Here is a 21,020-nt window from a genome sequence, read left to right as displayed (position 1 = left end):
GTGCTCCGGTTTTTTACTTTTGGGCAGTTCGTTACTTAACGAACTCTTCGCCCAGAGTGATATCTTTCTTCAGCGTATCCAGCATACCTTCCAGCGCAGCTTGTTCAAACGCGCTCAGCTTGCCGATAGACTGACGCTCTTCTACGCCGTTTTTACCCAGCAGCAGCGGCTGAGAGAAGAAGCGAGCATACTGACCATCGCCTTCAACGTAAGCACATTCAACCACACCTTTTTCGCCGCTCAGTGCGCGAACCAGTGACAGTCCGAAACGTGCTGCGGCCTGACCCATAGACAGGGTTGCAGATCCGCCACCGGCTTTAGCTTCCACAACTTCAGTACCCGCATTCTGGATACGTTTGGTCAGGTCAGCTGCTTCTTGCTCGGTGAAGCTTACGCCAGGAATTTGTGACAGCAGCGGCAGAATGGTCACGCCAGAGTGGCCGCCAATAACCGGGACTTCAACGTCGCCAGGCTGCTTGCCTTTCAGTTCCGCAACAAAGGTGTTGGAGCGGATGATGTCCAGCGTGGTCACGCCAAACAGTTTGTTCTTATCGTATACGCCTGCTTTTTTCAGGACTTCTGCAGCGATAGCAACGGTCGTGTTCACCGGGTTGGTGATGATACCGATACATGCTTTCGGACAGGTTTTAGCAACCTGCTGCACCAGATTCTTCACGATACCGGCGTTAACGTTGAACAGGTCGGAACGATCCATACCCGGTTTACGTGCGACGCCCGCGGAGATCAGTACTACATCAGCACCTTCCAGTGCAGGGGTAGCGTCTTCGCCACTGAAGCCTTTGATTTTCACAGCAGTAGGGATATGGCTCAAATCAACGGCCACACCAGGCGTTACTGGAGCGATGTCGTACAGGGAGAGTTCTGAACCTGAAGGCAGTTGGGTTTTTAACAGTAATGCTAGCGCCTGACCGATACCACCAGCAGCGCCGAGGACTGCAACTTTCATCCTAAACTCCTTATTATATTGATAAGCAAAGTGTCTATTGCTCCGCGGCGGCGACCTTAATTCACAAATCCAACGAATACAACAACCACGCGTCAAGAATGCGTAGTCACGCAAATTTGGCTTTTATGCATTTAACTTACGTAAAATAAAACCTAAGTTACGTAATTCAAAACCACCCGCACAGTAGAGCAACTTTCCAACAGGTGCTGACAATATACCCTACCCACCTCTCAAAACAACATCAATTTGATAACATTTAATTTACTTTTAACCTTATTTGCGAGCCGTGACACAGGCATGTTTCTTGATAACGAAATTTGATAAAATTCCGCTCTTTCATAACATTATTTCAGCCTTGAACAAGGCAGACTGTTTGCATAAAAATTCATCTGTATGCACAATAATGTTGTTTCTACCGCCATATTACGGGTGACTTATGCGAAGCTCGGCAAAACAAGAAGAATTAGTAAAGGCGTTTAAAGCGCTGCTTAAAGAAGAAAAGTTCAGCTCTCAAGGCGAAATCGTCCTCGCGTTGCAGGATCAGGGCTTTGATAATATCAATCAGTCCAAGGTTTCACGCATGCTGACCAAATTTGGCGCCGTGCGTACCCGCAATGCGAAAATGGAAATGGTGTACTGCCTTCCGGCGGAGCTGGGCGTGCCTACGACCTCCAGTCCGCTGAAAAATCTGGTGCTGGATATCGACTATAACGATGCGGTCGTGGTTATTCATACCAGTCCTGGCGCTGCTCAGTTGATTGCACGTCTGCTGGACTCATTGGGGAAAGCGGAAGGTATCCTGGGTACGATTGCCGGTGACGATACCATCTTTACCACCCCAGCTAAGGGTTTTACGGTAAAAGATCTGTACGAAGCCATTCTGGAACTGTTCGAACAAGAACTGTAATACCGCCTCCCCGTCGCCTCGCGGCGGGGGAAAACACTCTCTTTCTACCCCCTTCCGTCTATTTTTAACTGCTATTCATTTAACAAATGGTGCGTTTAACCGTCAAAAACCATTCACATAGTGAATGCGAAGGCTTAAAAACGCACATTTTGCAAAAAATCATATCCAGTTGATTTTATTTGATTTATTTCTTTTAAAATGTTCGAAACGCTCTTTTTAATTCCATTTGGTTATAAAAAATATTTTCCTTAACACCTAATACCCACAGAAACAATTAGCGTGGTATTAATTTATTAAGTTATTAGTGTATACTTGATTTTGTGATGAGGGTCACGAAACGCAGACCCCTATAAAAGAATTCGACGAGGTAAATATCATGAAAATCAAAACCACTATTGCAACCTTAAGCCTTCTTTCTGTTCTCTCCTTCGGTGCAAGCGCCGCGGTTACTCAGGTGAACTCACAAGAAGCACAGAATCTGCAATCTATGGGTAGCATCTCCGTATCTCAGATCGGTAGTTCACCAATGGACATGCGTCAGGCCATCGCCGCTAAGGCTGAAAAAGCAGGCGCCAGCAGCTATCGCGTCACCGAACTCCGTGAAGGTGCTCACTGGCACGCTACTGCAGAACTCTACAAATAAACCCTCGTCGTCTAAGTCCGACGACTTGCCCCCGCCTGCCGGGGGCTTTTTTATGTCTTACATTGAGTGACGAACGTTAAAACGCAACTGCCCTTCCAGCTCTTCTTCCGCTTCATCGAACAGTAAAATCAGCGCGCCGTATCGTCTGCGCAGCTTGTCCGGTAAATGGACAAATTCAATCTCCAGCGGCAACGGTAAAACTTCCCCGATAACCACCTCCCACAGAGAATCTAAATCAACCACCTTCTCCCTGGCGAGACCGAACGTGCGCGTAAACTCACGATAGAAATCACCCTGGTCTTCTATCTCGTCAAAATCAAATGTATAGATATTCATCTATAGCCACCATCCCGACGCCAGCCACTCTACAGACCGCCAATATGTAGGGGTCTCTCGCATTTTCAGGTAAGTATAGCCATAAAAAAACCGACGCTTTTAGCGTCGGTTTTCAACTCTTAATTACTGACCAGCGCATGCTGGTATTTGTGCAACATCCCACTGAGTCGTTTTACCGGCTCGGTCACCTGTGGTGGTGCTTGCCAGATGATTAATTTCTCCTGATAGATCTCAAGCTCTTCCAGCAACTGGCTAAAGTAGCGTCGGCGCTTGTCGTCATTTCCTGCAGAAATCACGCGATCGGCAGTGCGTCGAAGCTGGCGATGGAATGCGGAGAGATCTTCGTTTACCGGCACCGGCGCATCGCGCAGGCGCTGGTGTGCGATGATCATGGTCAGCGCCAGGCGAAACTTCGCCAGGTCGCCCGGAAATTTGTTCATCAGCAAAAACAGCTGCTGATAAAGCGCCGGGAGGTGGTTTTCTTTACGACGTACCACGTTGGTGGTCATCGCTGAAACCGCCGCCGAGACAAACTGGTTGAGCAACACACGACCCGTTCTGTCACGAGAGTTATCACGCACCAGCAGAATGACGATAAACGCCAACATGCAGCCAACAATCTGCCCCAGTGCACTGTCAAGGAACTGGCTAAAGTGGAAGGTCATCGGGTTATCCAGCACGATGATATTAATGGTGCTGGCCAGCGCCCCCATCGAACCCAGCCGTCGTTTCTGTACTTCAATCCCCAGAAAGAATCCCAGCACTGCCAGGCTCAGGCACAGCAACAACATGCTTTGCTGCGTATTAGGGATAATCACCAGGAAATAGAGTGCCCCGAGCGGTAACGCCGCCAACGTACCGTAGATAAAGTCTATCGCCACCATGCGCGGGTTGGGCAAACGCATTGCCAGCGAGGTGACGACCGCAATCATCACCATTGCGCCGCTGCCGGATGTCCAGCCGGTCCACAGCCAGAATAAGGTTCCCAGCACACAAGAAAGCGTGGTGCGCCAAAAGTTAACCATCGCATGGTGACGCTCGGCAGATTCCACTTTCACCACCGGTTCACCTTGCAGGATCTCTTCTTCGATAGCGCTAATTTTGGTGTTGCTGACAACTCCACGTTTAAGTAACAGATAGCGCGTTGCCGCCCCGGCCCAGGTGTAAATTGTGACAGGTGTGTCACGTTCACCGGTCCATGCAATCACCCGACGCATCCGCTTCAGCTGTTTATGGACATCCTGTACCGTTTCAACCGGCGTATCGAACAACTCGCGGAAGGTATCGGTGATCAGTTCTGGTCGGGTGTTCTGAATAAGATAGGTTTCGCAGGATTGTGTGATAAGCGTAAGCGACAGCGTATTCAATGCCTTGAGTCTGCGGTTAGCCCGCACCCAGCGCGAGGACTCCATATTCAGGTTACTACGCATCCCTTCCAGCGCCGCCGTACGCCGGACTAAATCTCCCCAGGCTTTGTCTACTTCTTCACTGTCGCCATGCTTAATGCACAGCTGCATAAGCTGATATTGCGCCACCAGCAGGCTATCCAGTTCAACATCAATCTCCTGCTTCACCGAACGGGGCGAAAAGAGCAGGTCGGCAACAATGGCACAGACAATACCCATCACAATTTCACTACAGCGTTCGAGCGCAAATTGCGGCGTCAGCAGCGGTTCAGCCTGGATAGTAATGACGATGATCAGCGCCGTATAGCCTGAAAGCCCCCAGGCATAAGAGTTTTCGATCTTCACTAACGACGAGATCCAGGTACAAAAACCGGCCCAGATACAACACACCAGGATCATCAATAGCGGGGCGCGGATCATGCTGATGATAATGATCAGGGCGGCAATACAGCCGATAAATGTCCCGACAATACGCAACATGCCTCGATAGCGGATAGCACCTGAATAAGGTTCTCCGCCAGCGGCAAAGGCCGGACCTGCCGCCACAATGGCCGCGGTCAGCACCGCCCAGCGCGGGGTCTCAAGCTGGAAGTGAAAGCCAACGAACAGCGCCAGTACAATCGCGCAGGCCAGTTTTACCGCAAAGCGGATATGCTGGTTGGCAATGGAGAAAATACCCATCGCGATTAACCAAACTCGCGCAGGCGGTGCGCCATTTTACGGAAGAAAGATTCCTGGCTGGCATCGCGATCCTGCTTGCCGGTAATGACTACGGTCGCCGTCGTCCCGGCAGGCCACAAGGTTCCCTGCTGCTCATCAAGACGAATTCGCACCGGCACACGCTGCGCCAGACGCACCCATTCAAGATTGGAGTCAATGGTCGCCATACCCTTGGCGTCCCGCGTGCTGCTGGCATTCGTTACGCCAGCCGCCACGCTATCAACCGTGCCCTTCAGCACATTATTACTGCCAAGCGGAGTGATTTCAGCGCGATACCCAGGGCGGACGCCTTCCAGTTTGGTTTCTTCCATATACGCCAGCACATAGAAAGAATGCTGTTTGACCAATGCCACCGCCGTGGAACCGCGCGTGATAAATTCGCCGCTATAGACATTCAGGTTAGTCACCCAGCCGTCTGCTGGCGCTCGGATAACGGTACGTTCCAGATCTAATTTCGCCAGGTCGCGGGTCGCTTGTGCCTTCGCAAGCTGGTGTAATACGGTTTGCAGGACGTTGTTTGATTGGTCAATCTCTTCACGAGACATAGCCTGCACGCCCAGTCGGTTACGACGACCGGCCTCCTGGCGTTTTTCCTGCGCCAGTACCTGATAATAGGCCACGTCAGCTTCGGCCTGCTCGAGGGCTTTCTTATAGCGTGGCTGGTCGATAGTGAACAGGATCTGATCCTTTTTCACCAGTTGGTTATCATGGATGTTAACGTTGGTAATAAGGCCCGCAACATCCGGCGCAATCGCGACGACATCGGCGCTGAAACGCGCATCACGCGTCCACGGCGACTCGGTGTAGAACACCCATGCGCGAAAAATAGCGATGAAGGCCAGAATGACCAGTATCACGGTAATGGCCGTGCGGGAGAGTTTTCTTGTTAGTGTTTTCACTTCAACCTCAAACGAACAGGCGCGTTATTAAATAGAACAGACAGCAATACAGCGCGGTGTTAAACAGAGCCGGATGCCAGACAAAATCATAGATGCCAGTCGGAACAAGCACCCGACGCACCAGCCAGAAAATCGCCAGTGACAAAAGTAATTCGAAAAAAATCGGTGGGAAGGACAGACCAAACACCACGATAACGGGAAACAGACTCATGTTGACCTTGGTAACGTAAGAGAGTGCAGATGATAGATTTTCTAGCGTATGTCACCGCAGAGAAGGGCAAGGATGAGCCAGGCGAGAGCGACATAGCCGTTATTTGAATAATAATATATTAACGTAACTGTTATGCTGTTATCTATATTATGTGATCTAAATCACTTTTAAGCCAGAGTGAACAATGGAACGATTAAAACGTATGTCGGTGTTCGCCAAAGTTGTCGAAATGGGCTCCTTCACTGCCGCCGCAAGACAGCTACAAATGAGCGTTTCATCGATAAGCCAGACGGTCTCAAAACTGGAAGATGAGCTACAAGTCAAGCTGCTAAACCGCAGCACGCGTAGCATTGGGCTAACTGAAGCCGGTAAAATATATTATCAGGGCTGCCGGAGAATGCTGCACGAAGCGCAGGATGTTCACGAGCAACTCTATGCCTTTAACAACACGCCCATCGGCACTCTGCGCATTGGCTGTTCTTCAACTATGGCACAAAATGTCCTCGCCGGATTAACCGCCACGATGCTGAAAGAGTATCCGGGATTGACGGTAAATCTGGTGACCGGCATCCCGGCCCCGGATTTAATCGCTGATGGTCTGGACGTGGTTATCCGCGTCGGCGCGTTGCAGGACTCCAGCCTGTTTTCACGCCGTTTGGGGGCTATGCCGATGGTGGTCTGCGCGGCGAAAAGCTATCTCGCACAGTTTGGCACCCCGGAGAAACCTGCCGATCTCAGCAACCACTCGTGGCTGGAATACAGCGTGCGCCCGGATAATGAATTCGAGCTTATCGCTCCGGAAGGAATTTCCACCCGCCTGATCCCAGAGGGTCGTTTTGTGACTAACGATCCGATGACATTGGTGCGCTGGCTGGCCGCAGGCGCGGGCATTGCCTATGTACCGCTGATGTGGGTGATCAATGAGGTCAATCGTGGCGAAGTGGAGATTCTGCTTCCCCGCTACCAGTCGGATCCGCGTCCGGTCTATGCGCTGTATACCGAAAAAGACAAATTGCCGCTCAAGGTGCAGGTGGTGATTAACTATCTGACAGACTATTTTGTCGATGTAGCGCAGCTGTTTCAGGGAATGTATGGTCGGGGAAAAGAGAAATAAAAAAAGTGTAGGCCGGATAAGGCATTGACGCCGCATCCGGAAAGATGCCCGATCGCACTGGTGCTTATCGGGCATACATCATGATGTTATGCGGTGCCACCCACGGTAAGGTTATCCACCTTCAGCGTGGGCTGACCCACGCCCACCGGCAGGCTCTGCCCTTCTTTACCGCACACGCCAACCCCGTTATCCAGTTTCAGGTCGTTACCCACCATCGAAATCTGCTGCATCGCTTCGATACCAGACCCAATCAGCGTCGCGCCTTTCACCGGTTTGGTGACTTTACCGTTTTCAATCAGATATGCTTCAGACGTAGAGAACACAAATTTCCCGGAGGTGATATCCACCTGGCCGCCGCCAAAGTTAGGCGCATAAATACCGTATTCAACGGATTCGATGATTTCCTGCGGCGTAGATTTCCCCGGCAGCATATAGGTGTTGGTCATACGTGGCATCGGCAGGTGCGCGTAAGATTCGCGGCGACCGTTACCCGTTGGCGCAACGCCCATCAGGCGCGCATTCAGTTTGTCCTGCATGTAGCCTTTCAGAATACCGTTTTCGATCAGCACGTTGTACTGACCCGGCGTGCCTTCATCATCAATAGCCACAGAGCCACGACGGTCCGCCATTGTGCCGTCATCCACCACGGTGCACAGTTCTGACGCTACCAGCTCCCCCATGTGACCGCTGAATACCGAGGTACCACGGCGGTTAAAGTCGCCTTCCAGACCATGACCGACCGCTTCATGCAGCAGAACGCCAGGCCAGCCAGCGCCGAGTACTACTGGCAGCGTACCAGCAGGCGCAGCTACCGCAGAGAGATTAACCAGCGCCATGCGTACGGCTTCTTTCGCCCATGCGTCAGCACGAACTTCACCATCAAGGTCGCCCAGGAAATAGTCATAGCCAAAACGACCGCCGCCACCGCTGGCGCCGCGCTCGCGCTTACCGTCCTCTTCCACCTGTACGCTTACGGACAGGCGTACCAGCGGGCGAACGTCAGCGGCCAGCGTACCGTCGGTCGCTGCTACCAGGATCAGTTCATAAACACCGGTCAGGCTGGCGGTTACTTCCTGGACGCGCTTGTCGGCGGCACGCGCCACGCTGTCTACGCGGCGCAGAATATCCAGTTTCTCTTCGCGGCTCATGCTCTGCAGGGGATCAACCGAGGTGTAAAGCGCCTGATGCTCCACAGCTCCCAGCGTTTTTACTTTGCCGTCACCGCTGTCACGCACGATAGTACGGGCAGCATGAGCACTCTGCTCCAGCGCCAGCAGGCTAATCTGGTCTGCATAGGCAAACCCTGTTTTTTCGCCGCTGATGGCGCGCACGCCAACGCCCTGATCGATATTGTAAGAACCATCTTTAATGATGCGGTCTTCTAAAACCCAGGATTCGTGATAGCTCGACTGAAAATAGAGATCGCCGTAATCAAGACGGCGTTCGGCCAGTTGGCCCAGGATGGCAAACAGATCCTGATGTTTCAGGCCATTTGCCGCTAGCAATTGTTCACTTACCAGGTTCAGACTCATCGTTTTGCTACTCATTAGTTACTGTTGTAGGCCTGATAAAACGCGCCAGCGTCGCCATCAGGCACTTCAATGCCGGATGGCGGCGTGAACGCCTTATCCGGCCTACGGACTGCGGTAGAGGATCTATGTTGAGATTGGGGCAATTACTCGCCCCCGTCAAATTATTGCTGGCTTTCTTTGCGCGGCTGACGCAGAACTTCGTTAATCTGCGGCTTATCGACCGGACCGGTGATGCGATAGCGCAGAATCGACACTTTGCTCCACAATGGTCCCAGAACCTTACTGGCAGCAAACACCGCCGCGCCGACAATCGGATTGACAGCAAACGCAGCGGCAACGCCTACGGTGGCAGAAATTTCCGGCGCGACAATGGCTTCCATATCCAGCTCCCGGCGTACCAGGTTCACCGAGCCTTTCATCGCAATGTCTGCCTCCAGACCGTCCACCAGCGTGTCATCGGTATGCATCACGCCATCTTTGATCCAGGCCGTGCTGCGAATCGAATCGAAATAGAAACCTTCGCTGAAGGTGTCGCTGAAATCAAAACGCAGTTTACGCAGCAACGCATCAAAGCTCAGCAGTCGCAATAGTTGCCCCGCATGTCCGGTGCTGAGTTCAGTAAGCTCACCTTTGCCCAACCGGGTACGCAAAATCCCATTCAGCGAAGCTTCATCTGGATCCCATGGCGGGTTACGCCAGTGCAGGTCATACTCCACGTTGAACGAAGAGTTACGAATCGGGGTCGATACGCCAAAGAAACTGGCAGCGGAGTCAATTTTACTGCCGCTCAGTTTACCCTTCAGTGATGTTCGTTCTTTGCCCGGCGCGTTCACCCACACACCATCGGTGGTCAGTCTGGCAAAGCCTGTATCCAACAGACCGTTACTCAGCGTTAGCGTGTCGCCTTTAATCGCCACATCGGCGTCAATGCGCCCGTATTTCTGTCCCCACATCCAGCACTCGGCACAGCGTAACTGAACATCCGGCCAGCCGTGGAAGCTGACGTTGCCCACGGCGGAAAACGGCGAGGCTGGAGTACTATTCAGTGGTGCTTTCGTCGGCGACGCTTTCGCCGCGCTGGGGTTGTAATAAAGATACTTAATATTGGCCAGCCACGGCGCATTATTGCGCATAGCCAGCGTGGCATTAATTTCACGTCCCTGCGCCTGCACGATGGAGCCATTGCTCGCAGGCTCAGACACGATACTCAAGTTATTCCACTGCTGACCGCCCAGGGATAACGATGGCGTACGCACCGTGATGCGCTGCGGGAAGTTGGCGTTGGTGCCAACGTTATCTGCTGCGCCTTTCTGGAACAACGCCAGCCATTGCGCGCCATCCATAGGGGGAAGGTTAAGCTCAATGCCTTGCTGATCGGGTAACGCGGGCACGGTGCGACTTTCCGACGTCCAGATTGCGCGGTCAAGCGTCAGTTTCTGATTCAGCAACCAGCGGCTGTTAAAGTGGTTCTTACTGCCCGCGTTGCCGGTCAGTGCAAAACTGCGCAGATTGCCGTTGGCCTTAACGTTCACCGGTAATGCCTCACCGGCTGCCTTATTCAGCGGAGCAGGTAAGTGGCTACTTACATTCTTCAGGTCGCCTTTAAGCTCAATGTCGTAGGTCGGTCCGGCATGATACGGAAGATCGATACCCACCTTGCCATTCCACGCCATGCTGCCGCTTAAGGCATCGTTGACCTGCGCTGGTAAAATCCCCATGCGGGTTGGCTGCCAGTCGCCTTGCAGGTTCACGGCTACCTGATAGGCTTTCGCCCCTTCGGTGGTGGAGAAGTCGACGTTCAGCGGCTGATTAAACCAGTTCGCCGTCATCGGCTCGCTCTTCAGATCGCCGTTGATAAAGCTGAATTTACCATTCAAATTCTTCAGCGTGCTGTCGAGCGGTTTAATAAACAGGCTGTTATTACGCAGGTTGACATCGCCTTTGGCGGTAACCAGCGAGCCGTCTAGCGGAATATCCAGATGTAAGCGAGCATTCACATCGCCGTCAATCTGCAACTGCTCAAGCGTAGCGCCGAGGGAGTCCTTCAACGGCGTCTCATCAAAATAAGGTCCGACCGCCTTGCCCGGCCCGTTGATATCGGCATCAATCAGCAGTTTTTCTTTAGCATAGTCGGGAATATTAGCCGTCAGGTTACTGGCCTTCACGCCGCCTAAATTGACGCTATCCGTCTTCATCCACAGACCATCGTTAATGAAGTTCAGTTCAATATTGAGATCGGTTAGCGCAGGCCAGTCGGGTTGGAAAGCAAATTTCGCGTTACGTAGCGGCACCAGAACCTGAAATTGCCCTTCGTTGTGCAGATACGGGAACAGATGCGGGTTACCGCCATACACCAGCGTGGCGTTATCCGCTTCGCCGCCCTGAATAGCGCCGCTGAGGTAGTCAACCAGCTCTTTGCCCATCAAGTTTTCCGGAAAATAGCGCCAGGCCTGAGAGCCGTCGTCGGTGCTAATGCCAGCCAGAATGCCTAACCACGGTTCATCTCCAGTGGGCTGCAGATAGCGAAAACCACCGCGTGCGCGTACCGCTTTCGCTTTAACATCGATGTTGCGCCCATCTAACTGAAAACCTTTATCATTTTTCAGCCAGCTTAGCGTCGCCATGCCGTTCTCTATTTCCAGCGGCGCGCGGAAGACAGTTTCATACGGCATTTTGGCTTGCTTCATGGAGGCGGTGAGCATCCCATTTTCAACGCTGCCCGCAAGCGTACCGGAGAAATGTTCTGCCCCCGGCAGCAGCTTCCACTGTTTCCAGGCCAAATCGGTCCACGATGACAGGAAGCGGGTTTTTTCTGTCGCCTGTAACGGGATATCCAGCGCCAACACATCGATCTTGCCACTTGGTTGCGTGGCCCGCCAGATATCACCCAACGCTGGTGATAACCTGGACGCCATCGGACGTAGCCCTTCTAACCCGGCCAGTTCCAGATTGCTGGCGCGAATGCGTAACTCGTCGCTGCGTTTGTTATTCTCGCCACCGACTTCCTGCTCAGGGATCCATGCCAGCGTTAATGCACCGCTCGGCCAGGGTTTATCATCCATGGTAATACGAGTATCGGGAATAGAGAATTGCCAGCCCGCCTCTTCACGGCTGATGTGCGCCGTCAGATTATCGACGGAGAGCGTGTGCGTACGATTTTCACCCAGCCAACTTGCTCCACCTTTTTTCAGCCAGACATCGCCACCAGAAACGACGCCTTTACTGATCGTCATCCATGCTTCCAGGCTAAAACGCGCGGTTTGCAGGGCGACATTATCCTGCATCCATTTGCCCAGCCATGGTTTGACGTCGATGTCGTCTGCCTGCAGCCAGACCCGACCGTTATTCAACAGCCCTTCGTCATCACGCAGATCCATACGCACCTGCATAACGCCGTGCTGTCCGGTCAGGCTGGAGAGGCTGACCTGACCCTCGGCGCGATGCCGATTTTTACCGTTCAGCCAGGTAAGCTGTGGGATCGCCAGTTCAGCACGTTGACCTGAGAGGGTTATAAAGCTGATATGACTGTCGCGTAGATCGAAATGATCAAACTGACGCAGGAAGAGATTGCTGAGATGGTCGGTTTCAATTCCATCTCCGCCTTCACTACGCTGGATAGGAGTATTGGTGCGCAACTGCAGTTGCCAAAAGGTGAGATCGCGAAACTGCCAACGCATGTGCAGCAAACTTTGCCAGACATCCAGCGCCAGCGTGACGCGTTTTACCGAAAATTCTCCCCCATCTTTTAGCTGCGCATGGATATTACGCGCTTCAAGCGTAGGACCGAAATTTTGCCAGCTGGCAGAAAGCTGACTGGCGGAAACAGGTAGACCTGTAGCGGATTCAATCTTGCCAAGAATGGCTGGACGCCAGCTATCAAGATGAGGTAACGCAAGGCGCAGTCCACTGACCAGCAGCGCTGCGATGACAACGAATGCGGCTCCAGTGAGCAGTAATATCCCCGGCAATCGCCTCACGCACCTCTCCTTGTCTACCAAAAAATATGACTCACACCCCTTGAGTGAATATTGCCGGATGACGGCGCTTGCGCCTTATCCGGCCTACATGCGCGGGTGCCACTACACGATTTACATCATGACGACGTCGAACTGCTCCTGGTTATACAGCGGTTCGATTTGTACTTTGACCTGTTTGCCGACAAAGATCTCAACCTCCGCCAGCGCATGTGACTCTTCACCTTTCAGGGTTTCAGCCACTGCCGGAGAGGCATAAACCAGGAAACGATCGGAGTCATATGCATGGTGTACCCGCACGATTTCGCGCATGATTTCATAACATACGGTTTCCACCGTTTTCACCGTACCACGCCCATGGCAGGTTGGACACTCGTTGCACAATACATGTTCCACGCTTTCACGTGTGCGTTTGCGCGTCATCTCCACCAGGCCCAGCTGTGAAAAACCGTTAATGCTGGTTTTTACACGATCCTTGCTCAGAGCCTGCTCCAGGGAGTGCAGCACCCGGCGACGGTGATCTTCATTATTCATGTCGATAAAATCGATAATGATAATGCCGCCGAGGTTACGCAGACGCAGCTGACGAGCAATGGCCTGCGTTGCTTCAATATTAGTATTAAAGATAGTGTCGTCGAGATTACGATGCCCAACAAACGCGCCGGTATTGATGTCGACGGTGGTCATCGCTTCAGTTTGATCGATGATCAGATAACCGCCGGACTTCAGCTCAACTTTGCGTTCCAGCGCGCGCTGGATTTCATTCTCTACGTCAAAGAGATCAAAAATAGGCTGACGCCCGCTGTAATGTTCCAGCTTGCTGGTCATCTCGGGGATATATTCCGCCGTAAATTCCAGTAACGCCTCATAGGTCAGACGGGAGTCGACGCGGATGCGGTCAAGCTGCGCATCAGCAAAGTCACGCAACACGCGCTGTGCCAGTGCCAGTTCACCGTACATCTGGTAGCGCGTTTGCGGGCGCTTTTTACGCTCCATGACTTTTGTCCAGACGCGTTTCAGGTAGGCAGCATCCGAGGCCAGATCCTCTTCGCATACGCCTTCTGCCGCCGTGCGAATGATGAAACCACCCTGCTCATCGCAGTAATCCGCCACCACTTTTTTCAGACGTTCTCGTTCCGTTTCGCTTTCGATACGTTGGGATACGCCAACGTGCGAGGCCCCCGGCATAAAAACGAGATAACGGGAAGGAAGCGTGATGTCCGTCGTCAGGCGTGCGCCCTTCGTTCCCAAAGGATCTTTTACCACCTGCACCATCAGATCCTGACCCTGGCGCACCAGTTCAGAAATGTCGCGTACGGTGAACTGTTTTTGTTCTTCACCCGCCACGCATTCGGTGTGCGGCATGATGTCAGAAGCGTGAAGAAATGCGGCTTTATCCAGTCCAATATCTACAAAAGCCGCCTGCATACCCGGAAGTACACGACTTACACGACCTTTGTAGATATTGCCTACGATTCCGCGTCGCGCCTCACGTTCAATATGAATTTCCTGCAGAATACCGCCATCAATGTAAGCCACCCGAGTTTCCGATGGCGTTACGTTTACCAACAATTCAGCCGTCATGTTTATCCCTTTTCTCACGCAGTGCGTTAAAATTGGTCAGCAACTCATACGTTTCTACCAGCGGTAAGCCGACTACGGCGTGATAGCTGCCATTTATCTTCCTGACAAAACAGCCACCCAACCCTTGAATACCGTATGCACCTGCTTTATCCATTGGTTCACCGCTGGCAACATAACCCGCGATGTCCTCATCGGTTAGTGCTCTGAATGTCACTTCCGTCACTACCAGGCAGTCCAGACTGTGCTGGCAATCGGCCAGTGCCACGGCCGTCATAACTTGATGCGTTTTGCCCGACAGTTTGCGCAGCATTGCTGCGGCGTGGGCAGCGTCGTGCGGTTTTTCCAGCACTTCGCCATTAAGGATAACGATGGTATCCGCACCCAATACCGGCAAATCGCGCGGTGCCAGCGCTACACCAGCCTGCGCTTTTTCGCGCGCCAGACGGGAAACGTACTGCTGCGCACTTTCCTGCGGGTGCCGCTGTTCTTCAATCCCAGGGATCAGCCGTTCAAACGTAACACCAAGCTGAGCAAGCAACTCCTGACGACGTGGAGAACCTGAAGCAAGATACAGAGTATTCATATCAACCTTATTGCACCGCAAACTGCTGACGGACTTTACGCATCAGTAAGAATAGCCATGGCCAAAGCACGCCATTCACTACACTACTCCAGAACACTTCAGGTCTGAAAGAGACGTTGATCACTAAAAACTCGGCCCAGAAAACAATAATATCCACGACCAGTGATAACAACATGACCACCAGCGCCTGTTGCCAGAGCGCGAGGTTTCGGAATAGCTGGAATTTCAGCGCGACCAGATAAGCAATGATACTCATCGACAATGCGCGCACGCCAAGCGTGGAGCCGCTGATGAGATCCAGTATGGCACCCACCACAAATCCCGTGCCCACATTTACGCGATGCGGCAGCGCCAGGATCCAATACAACAAGATGAGCAGTACCCAGTTTGGCCGGAAAACCAGAATGTCATCCGGCCAGGGCATGACTTGCAGCAACAGTGCAATAAGGAACGAGAGCCAAATCACCCAACGTCCCTGGCTACGATAGCTTGCCACTTACTGTCCTCCCGGCTTACGCGGAGCAGGTTGTGGCGGCGTGGTATCCACAGGCGCAGAAGTCACACCTGTTGCAGGAGTTGGCACTGGCGCAGGCGGCCCCATGGCATCTGGTGCTGGCAGAACTTGCGGCATCATTTGCATCAGACGTTCATTGGCAACGCGGTGTACTTCTTCCGGCGTCATCGGGTTCGCGCCATTACGATCGGCACCCCACAACAGCAACAGATAGCGCAAACGCTGCAGACCCGCGGTCGGGCGAGCCTGAATCACGGTATAAGCGCGCTGAGTGTCCAGCTTAACGGAAGAAACAACAGCAACCGGATAACCTTCAGGGAAACGTCCGCCCAGACCCGAGGTGACCAGCACATCGCCAACGCGAATGTCGGTATTGGCCGGCAGGTGTTCGAGCTGAAGATCGTCAGTGCAGCCGTTACCCGCAGCGATCACGCGAATATCGTTACGCAGAACCTGAATGGGCAGCGCATGCGTCGCATCGCAAATCAGCAGCACGCGGCTCGTCAGTTTAGCCACCGCCACGACCTGACCCACAACGCCTTTGTCACTAATAACCGGCTGACCTTCGTAGACGCCGTTAACGCTCCCCTTGTCGATCACCACCTGATCGCTGTAAGGGTCATTAACCGTTGAGATGACCTGCGTCACCATCTTTTGTTCGTCCTGACGCAATGGCGATCCCAGCAGCTCACGCAAACGCGCGTTCTCCTGTTTGTATTGCCCCAGCATCAGCAGTTCGCTATTTTTCAGCAGCAGTTCCTGACGCAATGCCCGGTTTTCAAGTTCGAGTTGGTCACGCGAAGCCAGCGTTTGCGACACGCCGTCAAGTAATTCACGAGGACCATTTGAGATAAAGTAGAAAGGACTGACGGCGGTATCCATGTACGTTCGGATTTGACTAAACGTACCCAAGCGGCTGTCGGCAATAATAACGCCGAGCGCCACCAGCACCGCCAGAATAAGGCGAATCTGTAGCGAAGGGCCACGGCTAAAAATTGGCTTCATAGTCTATGGGTATTCTCGTATCAGAGCGGAAGGGCAACCCGCGGGGGCTACCCAACCTGCATCCGATTACTCTTCGCTGAACAGGTCGCCGCCGTGCATGTCGATCATTTCCAGCGCCTTGCCGCCGCCGCGCGCCACGCAGGTCAGCGGATCTTCAGCAACAACAACTGGAATACCGGTTTCTTCCATTAACAGACGGTCAAGGTTACGCAGCAGCGCACCGCCACCGGTCAGCACCATACCGCGTTCGGAGATGTCAGACGCCAGTTCCGGCGGGCACTGTTCCAGTGCAACCATTACCGCGCTAACGATACCGGTCAGCGGTTCCTGCAGGGCTTCCAGAATCTCGTTGGAGTTCAGGGTAAAGCCGCGCGGAACGCCTTCAGCCAGGTTACGACCGCGAACTTCGATTTCGCGCACTTCGTCGCCCGGATAAGCGGAACCGATCTCGTGTTTAATACGTTCTGCGGTCGCTTCACCGATCAGAGAACCGTAGTTACGACGAACATAATTAATGATGGCTTCATCAAAGCGGTCGCCGCCAATACGAACAGAAGAGGAGTAAACCACGCCGTTCAGGGAGATAACGGCAACTTCAGTGGTACCACCACCGATATCAACAACCATTGAACCGGTTGCTTCAGAAACTGGCAGACCCGCACCGATCGCAGCCGCCATCGGCTCTTCGATCAGGAAGACTTCACGAGCACCTGCGCCCTGAGCTGATTCACGGATCGCACGGCGTTCAACCTGAGTTGCTCCAACCGGTACACACACCAGTACGCGCGGGCTTGGGCGCATGAAGCTATTGCTGTGCACTTGCTTGATAAAGTGCTGGAGCATTTTTTCAGTCACGAAGAAGTCAGCGATAACGCCGTCTTTCATTGGGCGAATTGCAGCGATATTGCCCGGCGTACGACCCAGCATCTGCTTCGCATCATGACCTACTGCAGCCACGCTTTTCGGCGAACCGGCACGATCCTGACGAATGGCCACAACAGAAGGCTCATTCAATACGATGCCTTGTCCTTTTACATAAATAAGGGTATTCGCGGTACCCAGGTCAATGGACAGGTCATTGGAAAACATGCCACGAAATTTTTTCAACATACTAAGGGATAATCCTGAAAGCTGGGGCGGAAAACAAAATCCGCTTACTTTACCAACCACACGCAGCAGCGACAAGGCGCAAAAATCATCTGCTACGGTGAAAATTAGTGCAGTTCGTTTCCTTTGTTACAAAACCGGCCTGAGTCCATCAGGGCTGAATAAATCAGCAGCACTCCTCGCTTTTGTTTGCAACCTGTCAAAGGTCATTCACCTGCATGTTTGCTGTTACAACCTGGCGAGCAGGCAAGCACACCCCCAGAAGGCACAGCGCGCGTTATTCTACGTGAAAACAAATTAAACGGCAGGTTAAACCGAGTATCTTTGCGAATATTTTTTCACGTTAGTGTCAAGTGGTTGTGATGCAGCAAAAAAATCCCCTTGCCCACCCGCAACTCCGCGTTCTGTCAGCGTATGCCACTCACTACGCGAACGTACGCCCGTAGCGTAAACCTGCGTGGGTGTTCCCGAACAGGCCTCCACCAGGCTTTGAACCAGAAGCTGATTTTCCGTTCGCTTATCAATGTTCCTCACCAGACTTGGATGCAGCTTCAATAACTCAACGTTAAGCTCTTTAATCCAACTGGTGCTCACCAGCGTTAACCCCGCCTGCGTAACGGCAATACGCACGCCCAGCGCATTCATCAATCTGATGACGGGCTGTAACCGGCTGATATGTTGACAGACATCTGCCTCAGCAAGTTCAATAATTATGCGTTTGCGTAATGATTTTTCGCACTGCATCAGCGTATCACGCAGCCAGCGCTGAAAACGTGGGCGAATAAGCGATTCAACCGTTATCTGCATCGCCAGATTTTCCTGCGGCCAGTAACCCAAAAGCAGGGTCAGACGGCTTATCTGCAAACGGTCATACTCTTCAGCCAGGCCAAATTGAAGGACCATCGGCATATATTCCGCCGAAATGACCTCTTCGTTACCATCAAAAATACGGCACATCAGCTCCCGATGGTGCACCCGCCCTTCACGGGTTACTGCAGGCTTTTGATAAATTCTCGGCCCGCCCCGGCTGAGCATCTGTTCGATCAGCGTTCGCCAGCGTACGTTGCCCCGACCTTTTTCCGGCAGCGAGTCATCATAGACCGACCAGCTATTTCCACCCTGCAATACCGAATTCCGGGTGGCTGCTTCAGCATGATCCATCACTTGCTCCGGCGACTGACCGCTGCGGCAAACGCAAATGCCAATATGAACCATATCGGCACGATCGATCATTTTATTAGCCGGAAGTGCATCTACCGCTTTTAATAATTGCCCGGCAATACTTTCCGCCTCTTTCAACGTGCGGTGTGGCAGCAGGATGGCAAAATCGCTACGGTGGTAGCGCGCCAGCAACGCGCCCGGATAGCGCGTCATAAAAGTCGACAACAAATTGATCAGCGTCGAGATTTGTTCTTCCGCGAGGGTGATTCCCCAGCTATCGCGCAGCAGCGTAAAGTCCGGCAGGCGTACCATCATCACGACGCCATGCGAGCCTACTTTTTCCTGATCTTCCAGCAGCGTGGCCAGTTGGTTATCAAAGAACAGGCGGTTACTTAGCCCAGTTTTTGTATCCTGCGCGACATAGGAACGAATCAGCGTATCCAGGCGGCTGCGTTGCTCGCGAGCATTTTGAATTTCAGTCAGCAGCATATCGAGCGCACTGCTGGTGCGCGCAGGCCATTCATAGACCGTTCCCCGCACGTTTGGCCCACGTTCGCCGTTCAGAATACGTGTGGAACGAATCTCCAGCAGCTCCTGACCCGAAAGCTGGCGCTGAAGCCAGCGCACAGACAAAAAGAGCATCAGAATAATGAAAGCAATGGCTATCGTGAGCGGTGCGGTGGTCAGCAGCGAATGGAAATAGTTACCCATCGGATCCTGATAAACCAGACGCAATGACATGCCCGGATGCTTGACCAACGGTACGGTGATCTCGCGGTAGAGATTGTTCGTCCCTGCCGGTCGGTAGCTACTGGTGCGCGAGTGGTCATACACCACGTGTTCGCCCTGCAACAGTTCGATGCGCACGATATCAACAGAAACCATCAGCTCATCGATTTGCGGGGTTAACGCAACGACATCTCTGGAGACCAGATGCGTATCAATCGCCGTCGCGACCGCCTGCACGCGCGTGGTGAACTTATATTGAATAGCGTTATAGAAACTCAGCGAACAGCCGATCAGAGTCACGAAGATCGTTAACCCAGTAAGCAGCGTGACAAAAGCTGAAAATTTCGTCGTTAATCGCATCCTTGTGTTAACTCCGACAGTTATGAAACAGGCCTGAAAGTGATAAAGCGACCCAAAAATGCAAAACTGAACGCAAAATCCGTCCATTTATACATACAGTGTGGGCATACTACCAAATCAGGTATATCTGGCAATTTATTGCGCAGAATCGGCATCATGTTTTGATTAGCGAGTATAGTCTTCATTAATAATTTTCCAATCCACTATACGAATTGAGGACAGGTTATGCAGGCTTTGATCTTAGAACAGCAGGACGGAAAAACCCTCGCATCCGTTCAACCCCTCGACGAAAATCAGCTACCTGAAGGCGATGTTACGGTGGATATCCACTGGTCAAGCCTGAACTATAAAGATGCTCTGGCTATCACTGGCAAGGGTAAAATCATTCGTAATTTTCCGATGATTCCTGGTATCGATTTCGCCGGTACCGTGCGTGCAAGCGAAGATCCCCGTTTTCATGCGGGTCAGGAAGTGTTACTGACCGGCTGGGGCGTGGGTGAAAATCATTGGGGTGGACTGGCAGAGCGCGCACGCGTGAAAGGCGACTGGCTGGTTGCGCTGCCAAAAGGACTGGATGGGCGTAAAGCCATGGTCATCGGTACCGCCGGCTTTACCGCTATGCTGTGCGTAATGGCGCTTGAAGATGCAGGTATTCGCCCGCAAGACGGTGAAATTGTCGTCACCGGCGCCAGCGGCGGCGTGGGCAGCACAGCCGTTGCGTTACTGCATAAGCTGGGTTATCAGGTTGCGGCGGTTTCGGGCCGTGAAAGCACCCACGACTACCTGAAAAGCCTGGGCGCTAACCGTATTCTTGGCCGCGATGAGTTTGCCGAGTCTCGTCCGCTGGAAAAACAGCTGTGGGCTGGCGCGGTGGATACCGTTGGCGACAAAGTTCTGGCAAAAGTTCTGGCGCAGATGAACTACGGTGGCTGCGTTGCCGCCTGCGGCCTGGCGGGTGGTTTCGCTCTGCCGACCACGGTGATGCCATTCATTCTGCGTAACGTTCGCTTGCAAGGTGTGGACTCGGTGATGACCCCGCCGGCACGCCGTGCAGAGGCCTGGGCGCGTCTGGTTAAGGATCTGCCGGAATCTTTCTATGCTCAGGCGGCAACGGAAATTACGCTGGCGGATGCGCCGAAGTTCGCCGATGCCATCATCAATAACCAGGTGCAAGGCCGTACGCTGGTGAAGGTGAAGTAACAGGCCCTGGCGCAGAAATTTACACTTAATTAACCAAATTTCGCGGCACATCTACAGACTCCCTGCCA

The 21,020-nt window shown here is 52.8% G+C and carries 18 protein-coding genes; 5 read left to right on the top strand and 13 right to left on the bottom strand.

Annotation, left to right across the window (positions count from 1 at the left end; genetic code table 11):
* Positions 1 to 31 precede the first annotated feature (31 nt).
* Positions 32 to 967 carry a malate dehydrogenase gene (mdh, locus tag SK39_RS13980; protein WP_003025158.1) on the bottom strand — a complete coding sequence of 312 codons (936 nt, stop codon included), beginning with the start codon at positions 965 to 967 and terminating at the stop codon, positions 32 to 34.
* A 436-nt stretch (positions 968 to 1,403) separates the two neighbouring features.
* Here mdh and argR point away from each other — a divergent pair, with 436 nt between their 5' ends.
* Together argR and yhcN are read left to right on the top strand one after the other, a co-directional pair.
* Entirely contained in the window at positions 1,404 to 1,874 is a 471-nt protein-coding gene (gene argR, locus SK39_RS13975) for a transcriptional regulator ArgR (RefSeq protein ID WP_003025162.1), read from the top strand.
* A 376-nt stretch (positions 1,875 to 2,250) separates the two neighbouring features.
* Positions 2,251 to 2,517, top strand: coding sequence for a peroxide/acid stress response protein YhcN (gene yhcN, locus SK39_RS13970; protein WP_003025165.1), 267 nt, complete (start codon positions 2,251 to 2,253; stop codon positions 2,515 to 2,517).
* A 57-nt stretch (positions 2,518 to 2,574) separates the two neighbouring features.
* Here the strand turns inward: yhcN and SK39_RS13965 are convergent, their stop codons facing one another.
* From SK39_RS13965 to aaeX, 4 genes are all read right to left on the bottom strand, one after another.
* Positions 2,575 to 2,853 carry a barstar family protein gene (locus SK39_RS13965; protein ID WP_003025168.1) on the bottom strand — a complete coding sequence of 93 codons (279 nt, stop codon included), beginning with the start codon at positions 2,851 to 2,853 and terminating at the stop codon, positions 2,575 to 2,577.
* A gap of 119 nt (positions 2,854 to 2,972) precedes the next feature.
* The gene (gene aaeB, locus SK39_RS13960) at positions 2,973 to 4,940 is read right to left on the bottom strand and encodes a p-hydroxybenzoic acid efflux pump subunit AaeB (protein WP_003025171.1); all 1,968 of its coding nucleotides are present in this window, start codon (positions 4,938 to 4,940) and stop codon (positions 2,973 to 2,975) included.
* 5 nt (positions 4,941 to 4,945) lie between these two features.
* The gene (gene aaeA / locus SK39_RS13955) at positions 4,946 to 5,878 is read right to left on the bottom strand and encodes a p-hydroxybenzoic acid efflux pump subunit AaeA (protein ID WP_003025174.1); all 933 of its coding nucleotides are present in this window, start codon (positions 5,876 to 5,878) and stop codon (positions 4,946 to 4,948) included.
* Positions 5,879 to 5,885: 7 nt separating this feature from the next.
* The gene (gene aaeX / locus SK39_RS13950) at positions 5,886 to 6,089 is read right to left on the bottom strand and encodes a p-hydroxybenzoic acid efflux pump operon protein AaeX (protein WP_003025177.1); all 204 of its coding nucleotides are present in this window, start codon (positions 6,087 to 6,089) and stop codon (positions 5,886 to 5,888) included.
* A 184-nt stretch (positions 6,090 to 6,273) separates the two neighbouring features.
* Here aaeX and aaeR point away from each other — a divergent pair, with 184 nt between their 5' ends.
* Positions 6,274 to 7,203: an HTH-type transcriptional activator AaeR gene (gene aaeR, locus SK39_RS13945; RefSeq protein WP_048217099.1), complete on the top strand. Its 930-nt coding sequence runs from the start codon at positions 6,274 to 6,276 to the stop codon at positions 7,201 to 7,203.
* An 86-nt stretch (positions 7,204 to 7,289) separates the two neighbouring features.
* On the opposite strand, the gene tldD is transcribed toward aaeR, so the two are convergent.
* From tldD to mreB, 7 genes are all read right to left on the bottom strand, one after another.
* On the bottom strand, positions 7,290 to 8,735 hold the full coding sequence (gene tldD, locus SK39_RS13940) for a metalloprotease TldD (protein WP_003025183.1): 1,446 nt from the start codon (positions 8,733 to 8,735) through the stop codon (positions 7,290 to 7,292).
* A gap of 161 nt (positions 8,736 to 8,896) precedes the next feature.
* Complete coding sequence (gene yhdP, locus SK39_RS13935; RefSeq protein ID WP_048217098.1) at positions 8,897 to 12,712, bottom strand: AsmA2 domain-containing protein YhdP; 3,816 nt, start codon at positions 12,710 to 12,712, stop codon at positions 8,897 to 8,899.
* A 111-nt stretch (positions 12,713 to 12,823) separates the two neighbouring features.
* Positions 12,824 to 14,293, bottom strand: a complete 1,470-nt coding sequence (rng, locus tag SK39_RS13930) for a ribonuclease G (RefSeq protein ID WP_003025190.1) — start codon at positions 14,291 to 14,293, stop codon at positions 12,824 to 12,826.
* Positions 14,283 to 14,876 (bottom strand): Maf family protein, encoded by a 594-nt coding sequence (locus SK39_RS13925; RefSeq protein WP_003839891.1) that lies wholly within the window; start codon positions 14,874 to 14,876, stop codon positions 14,283 to 14,285. Before SK39_RS13925 ends, rng begins: the two co-directional genes overlap by 11 nt.
* Positions 14,877 to 14,883: 7 nt before the next feature.
* Entirely contained in the window at positions 14,884 to 15,372 is a 489-nt protein-coding gene (gene mreD / locus SK39_RS13920; protein ID WP_003025196.1) for a rod shape-determining protein MreD, read from the bottom strand.
* Entirely contained in the window at positions 15,373 to 16,395 is a 1,023-nt protein-coding gene (gene mreC / locus SK39_RS13915) for a rod shape-determining protein MreC (RefSeq protein WP_003844819.1), read from the bottom strand.
* 66 nt (positions 16,396 to 16,461) lie between these two features.
* A complete protein-coding gene (mreB, locus tag SK39_RS13910; RefSeq protein ID WP_000913396.1) occupies positions 16,462 to 17,505 on the bottom strand; it encodes a rod shape-determining protein MreB in 1,044 nt (347 codons plus the stop codon).
* Here mreB and SK39_RS27140 point away from each other — a divergent pair.
* Positions 17,483 to 17,803, top strand: a complete 321-nt coding sequence (locus tag SK39_RS27140) for a hypothetical protein (protein ID WP_153752135.1) — start codon at positions 17,483 to 17,485, stop codon at positions 17,801 to 17,803. The genes mreB and SK39_RS27140 overlap by 23 nt on opposite strands.
* Before the next feature lie 8 nt (positions 17,804 to 17,811).
* Here SK39_RS27140 and csrD read toward each other — a convergent pair whose 3' ends face one another.
* A complete protein-coding gene (gene csrD / locus SK39_RS13905; RefSeq protein WP_016151068.1) occupies positions 17,812 to 19,752 on the bottom strand; it encodes an RNase E specificity factor CsrD in 1,941 nt (646 codons plus the stop codon).
* 225 nt (positions 19,753 to 19,977) lie between these two features.
* On the opposite strand from csrD, the gene acuI reads away from it, so the two are divergent.
* Positions 19,978 to 20,952: an acrylyl-CoA reductase (NADPH) gene (gene acuI / locus SK39_RS13900; protein ID WP_016151069.1), complete on the top strand. Its 975-nt coding sequence runs from the start codon at positions 19,978 to 19,980 to the stop codon at positions 20,950 to 20,952.
* Positions 20,953 to 21,020: the final 68 nt, after the last annotated feature.

Origin of the sequence: Citrobacter sp. BIDMC107, from assembly GCF_001037575.1 — a bacterium.
GTDB classification, from domain to species: Bacteria; Pseudomonadota; Gammaproteobacteria; order Enterobacterales; family Enterobacteriaceae; genus Citrobacter; species Citrobacter freundii.
The sequence above is the reverse complement of the archived record's forward strand: the minus strand, read 5'-3'. Positions and strand labels throughout refer to the sequence as shown.